This window comes from Flavihumibacter petaseus NBRC 106054 (assembly GCF_000974785.1).
In the GTDB taxonomy this organism is placed as follows: Bacteria; Bacteroidota; Bacteroidia; order Chitinophagales; family Chitinophagaceae; genus Flavihumibacter; species Flavihumibacter petaseus.
Map to the genome: position 1 here is coordinate 1 of NZ_BBWV01000018.1, position 4,377 is coordinate 4,377.

The following is a 4,377-nucleotide window of genomic DNA, read 5'->3' on the forward strand; positions in this document are numbered from 1 at the left end:
GTACCTGATGGTGATGGCAGAAACTCTGATTCAAAGTTACTTTTACCTTCCGGATTCAGCCCAAACCACTCACCCATACCTGAACGCTGCACTTTATTATCTCCTGTCCAACGCTCCGAAGCCAGAACCAGGTCAGGTATGCCAATTGCATTCATACCATTTATTCCATCCGGGTGTCATATTTTTTTATATCCAATCCAAATCGGACAGGATTACGTAACTAGTGATGCATCCGACAAACGGCAGATTGAAAGGAACTAACACATATAGTGAACTGGAGTTGGTGGCATTGCTCAGAAGCAAGAGTCAAACCGGCTTCCGTTACCTTTATGACCACTATGCAGACGCCCTTTTCGGCCAGGTCCGCTCGATAATACCGGATGCCAATGTTGCTGGAGACGTGTTGCAGGAAGTTTTCCTTAAAATCTGGCGGAATATCGACCAGTATGATCCAGCAAAAGGTAAGTTGTTTACATGGATGATGCAGATCACGCGGAGTATATCCATCGACATGCTGCGAAGCCGCGACTGGCGCAATAGTCAGCGGAATAATTCCCTGACGGATGACCATATTCAAGTTGCCGGAACAGTGCAGTATGGATATTCCGACGCGGGTCTGCGCAGAACAGTTCAGGCGTTAAAAACAGAATATCGTGAACTGGTTGAACTGTCCTATTTTCAGGGATACACCCAGGAGGAGATTTCCCGTATGCTTAATCTCCCCCTGGGAACAGTCAAGACCCGTTTAAGGACTGCCCTGGTTCAATTACGTCAAAAGATCGGGAACTAAAGTGGATATCAAGGATTACATACAAAGCGGGGCCATCGAGAGCTGTTTAATGGGAGTTGCTGATGAGCAGGAACAGAACAGGCTATTGGCTATGCGTAAAATGCATCCGGAAGTTGAAGCTGCCTGGCAGGCGGCTGAAGCCTGGCTGGAAGAGCAGGCATTTGCCGGTGCATCGCCCGTCCCTTTACAAGTTAAACAGGCAATTGAAAAAAGTGCCAATGAACATGCAGGGACGAGTGATGACCGAATTATTGAGTTGCCGGTGTTAAGACGTATGCGGTGGCTCGTTGCAGCCTTGTTCATACTATTTGCAGGAAGTGCAGCACTCTGTTATTACTTCTATCGTCAGTATCGAAACACAAGGCAGGATTATCTCACCCTGTTGTTGGATCAACAGACAGCGAGCAATCAGAATTCGATTAATCAGGCCCGCATAAGGACTTTGGAAGGGCAGGTTCAGCAACTATCAGATACGGCCGTGCAGAAAGTGATATTGAATGGCGTGCGGGGGCGTGAAGCAAATATGGTAACAGTATTCTGGAACAGGCATTCTCACGAAATACTGCTTCAGGTTAACCAGCTTCCACCACTTCCTGCAGGAAAGCAATACCAGTTGTGGGCTATTGTTAATGGCAAACCCATACATGCAGCACTTCTGTCAAAAGAGCTTCAGTTTGGTTTGGTAGGCGGGGTTGCACAGGCACAGGCATTCGCCATAACAATAGAACCTGAAGGCGGAAGCCAGGCTCCCACGTTAACAGAAATGATGGTAATTGGTCATGTCGGATCATAACTTTCTGGAACGACACAAACCGTTTCGGATGCAAGGGCCGCTCGTTAGAGCGGCTTTTTTTTGAATAGTGCGTGCTTCAATTTATTCTCTTACATAAATAACTGGCGAGGCAATCCATATATGCAAAATTGCCGTAAGTCTTGTTACACCAAATTACAGACTTCATGAATCAGTATAAAAGAAATGGGCGGAGGGATTTTCTTCTTACCGGATTCACTGCAGGTGTTGCCGGTATAACATTCCTGGCCTGCAATAAAGATGATGATGATCCTGCGAATAAGCCTCCTGAAGGCAGCATTGATCTGGGTAAGGGGGACACGGGAATATTGAATTACGCATTTGCATTGGAGCAACTGGAAGCTGCATTTTATATGCAGGTTATTGCGAGTCCTTTCACCGGTATGACAGCAGATGAGCGTATGCTGCTGATGGACATCCGTGACCATGAAATTGCACATCGCGACTTTTTCAAAATGGCACTGGGTACTAATGCTGTTCCCATGCTGGAAACAGATTTCAGTGTAGTTGATTTCAGCAATCGGGATAGTGTATTGTCAACTGCGAAAACGTTTGAGGACCTCGGTGTTTCGGCTTACAATGGAGCAGCACAACTTATTCAGAATGCCGATTACTTAATGCTCGCTGGCAAGATAGTTTCTGTTGAAGCCCGACATGCAGCACTTATCAGGGATCTGATCAGCAACGGAACGTTTGCAGACGGCACAGCTGTTAATTCAGATGGGCTTGACCTTGTAAATGATCCATTGACTGTATTGGCAGCAGCAGCTCCGTTTCTGAAGTCAAAAATATGGGCAGGCAACCTTCCCAATAGTTAACTTTTAAAATATCATGTATGAATTTCACCGGAATAATTCAATACTGGATAGGCAAAGATCCTGCGGCACTTGACCGGATCGATTCACGCCGTAAAGTAATGCGGGAATTTTGCAGCACAACAGCAAAGCTGGTTGCAACAACACTGCCCTTTACATTGGGAGCTTTATTCAATAAAGCGTATGGGCAATCGAACACTCAAATCACTGATGTGCTTAATTATGCGCTTACACTGGAGTACCTTGAATCTGAGTTTTACAAGTCTGGCTTAGATGCCGGAGTGGTTCCTGCAGGAACACCTGCTGAAAATGCGATAAAGACGATACGGGATCACGAGATGGCGCACGTATCTTTTTTGAGTACAGTACTGCAATCCATGAATGTTACGCCGGTAACAAAGCCTGATTTTGATTTTACTGCCGGTGGTACTTTTAGCGATGTATTTACCAACTATGACACATTTCTGGCAGTTGCACAAACCTTTGAAGACACAGGCGTGCGCGCATATAAGGGAAGCGCCGGAGACCTGATCAGCAATAATACCGTACTGACTGCGACATTGCAGATACATTCAGTGGAAGCACGGCATGCTTCACACATACGACAAATGCGGAAGGCCAGGGGAACGTTGCTGAAACCCTGGGTTACAGGAAATGATATCGGTGGAGTTGGCGCTGCCGTTCAGTTCAGTTATGATGGCGAAGAAAATGTAGTTCAGGGCGGCGTGGACATCAGTGCGCTGGTTTCGGATAATTCGGCTACTGAGGCATTTGATGAGCCTTTGGGGCCTGATCAGATAATGGCAATTTTGTCTCCCTTTTTTATCCCCTGACAAAGCAGAAGCGATAACCATTTATTGTTTCCCGGCATTTTAACCTGACATTCCCAACGGAAACTGAAGGGCTGTTAACAGGTGGTGCGGTCCAGTTGTCCGCCGTATTTTTCCGGCGGACTTTTTTGGGTGGAACGATGTGCTGATTCGCGATCAGAAAGTATATTGCGAATATGAAAAGATCCGTCCAGGTGCATTACATTCTTCGGATTGCCATTGCCATGTGTTTCATCGGTCATGGCATTTTCGGGGTAATTACCAAGGAGATCTGGTGTAATTATTTCGGAGTTTTCGGAATAGGCCGGGAGATGGCCTATTCCCTGATGCCTTTGGTAGGTTGGATCGATATCGGGATGGGAGTAATGATGCTGGTTTATCCCATTGCCGCACTTCCGGCCTGGTTGGTTTTCTGGGGTTTTATCACTGCAATGCTGCGGCCGTTATCGGGAGAACCGGTTGCGGAGTGGATTGAACGGGCCGGCAACTATGGTGCGCCGCTGGCATTTCTCTGTTTTACCGGACCCTGGTCTGCCAGGCAATTATTTCAGCGGACCGGGGCAAAGGTGGTAACTGACAGACAGCGTTTGGAAGCAACCGGCTGGATATTAAGATCCGTGGTGTATCTCCTGGTGGCGGGGCATGGTTGGTTGAATCTGATCGGCAAGCCCGGTATATTGTTACAGTATGCGCGGCTGGGTTTTACGGCGCCGTCAATCGTTGCAGCATATGTTGGTTGGTTTGAAATATGCCTTGCCTTCCTGGTATTGTTCCGGCCTTACCGTCCTTTAGTTTTGGCGTTGTTTTTCTGGAAGGCGGGATCGGAGCTGTTTTATCCGCAGTTTGGATGGCTGGAATGGATAGAGCGTGGAGGGAGTTATGGTGCGATACTGGCGTTGTGGGCGCTTTCACCATTTGGTACTGGTAAATTGCGGGAATTGGCTACAGTACTGCGTCACAGCTTGAGGCGGAGGCATAATCTGCAGTGACTTCAGCAAAAAACTTTGGATAGTATTCGGAACAGGCCTATGTTTGCAGTCCCGCTATAGTTTTTTGACTTCCTGGAAATTTGATTCTCACAGAAAAAACGGATGAAAAAGGAAAAAGATTTTGTTACGAATTGAAATCCCA

At 47.0% G+C, this 4,377-nt stretch carries 5 protein-coding genes; all 5 read left to right on the plus strand.

Annotated features, from left to right (window positions below):
* Positions 1-283 precede the first annotated feature (283 nt).
* The 5 genes from FPE01S_RS24455 (at position 284) to FPE01S_RS25320 (ending at position 4,235) form a co-directional block, all read left to right on the plus strand.
* Positions 284-790: an RNA polymerase sigma factor gene (locus tag FPE01S_RS24455; RefSeq protein WP_245624067.1), complete on the plus strand. Its 507-nt coding sequence runs from the start codon at positions 284-286 to the stop codon at positions 788-790.
* 1 nt (position 791) lies between these two features.
* Positions 792-1,583 carry an anti-sigma factor gene (locus tag FPE01S_RS24460; protein WP_046371768.1) on the plus strand — a complete coding sequence of 264 codons (792 nt, stop codon included), beginning with the start codon at positions 792-794 and terminating at the stop codon, positions 1,581-1,583.
* A 164-nt stretch (positions 1,584-1,747) separates the two neighbouring features.
* The gene (locus FPE01S_RS24465; RefSeq protein ID WP_046371769.1) at positions 1,748-2,419 is read left to right on the plus strand and encodes a ferritin-like domain-containing protein; all 672 of its coding nucleotides are present in this window, start codon (positions 1,748-1,750) and stop codon (positions 2,417-2,419) included.
* A gap of 17 nt (positions 2,420-2,436) precedes the next feature.
* Complete coding sequence (locus FPE01S_RS24470; protein WP_046371770.1) at positions 2,437-3,249, plus strand: ferritin-like domain-containing protein; 813 nt, start codon at positions 2,437-2,439, stop codon at positions 3,247-3,249.
* A 173-nt stretch (positions 3,250-3,422) separates the two neighbouring features.
* A complete protein-coding gene (locus tag FPE01S_RS25320) occupies positions 3,423-4,235 on the plus strand; it encodes a hypothetical protein (RefSeq protein ID WP_052956163.1) in 813 nt (270 codons plus the stop codon).
* The last annotated feature ends 142 nt before the right edge of the window (positions 4,236-4,377 follow it).

Coding starts and splice junctions, on each gene's coding strand:
- FPE01S_RS24465 (WP_046371769.1), top strand. CDS start 1,748: ATGAATCAGTATAAAAGAAATGGGCGGAGGGATTTTCTTCTTACCGGA.
- FPE01S_RS24470 (WP_046371770.1), top strand. CDS start 2,437: ATGAATTTCACCGGAATAATTCAATACTGGATAGGCAAAGATCCTGCG.
- FPE01S_RS25320 (WP_052956163.1), top strand. CDS start 3,423: ATGAAAAGATCCGTCCAGGTGCATTACATTCTTCGGATTGCCATTGCC.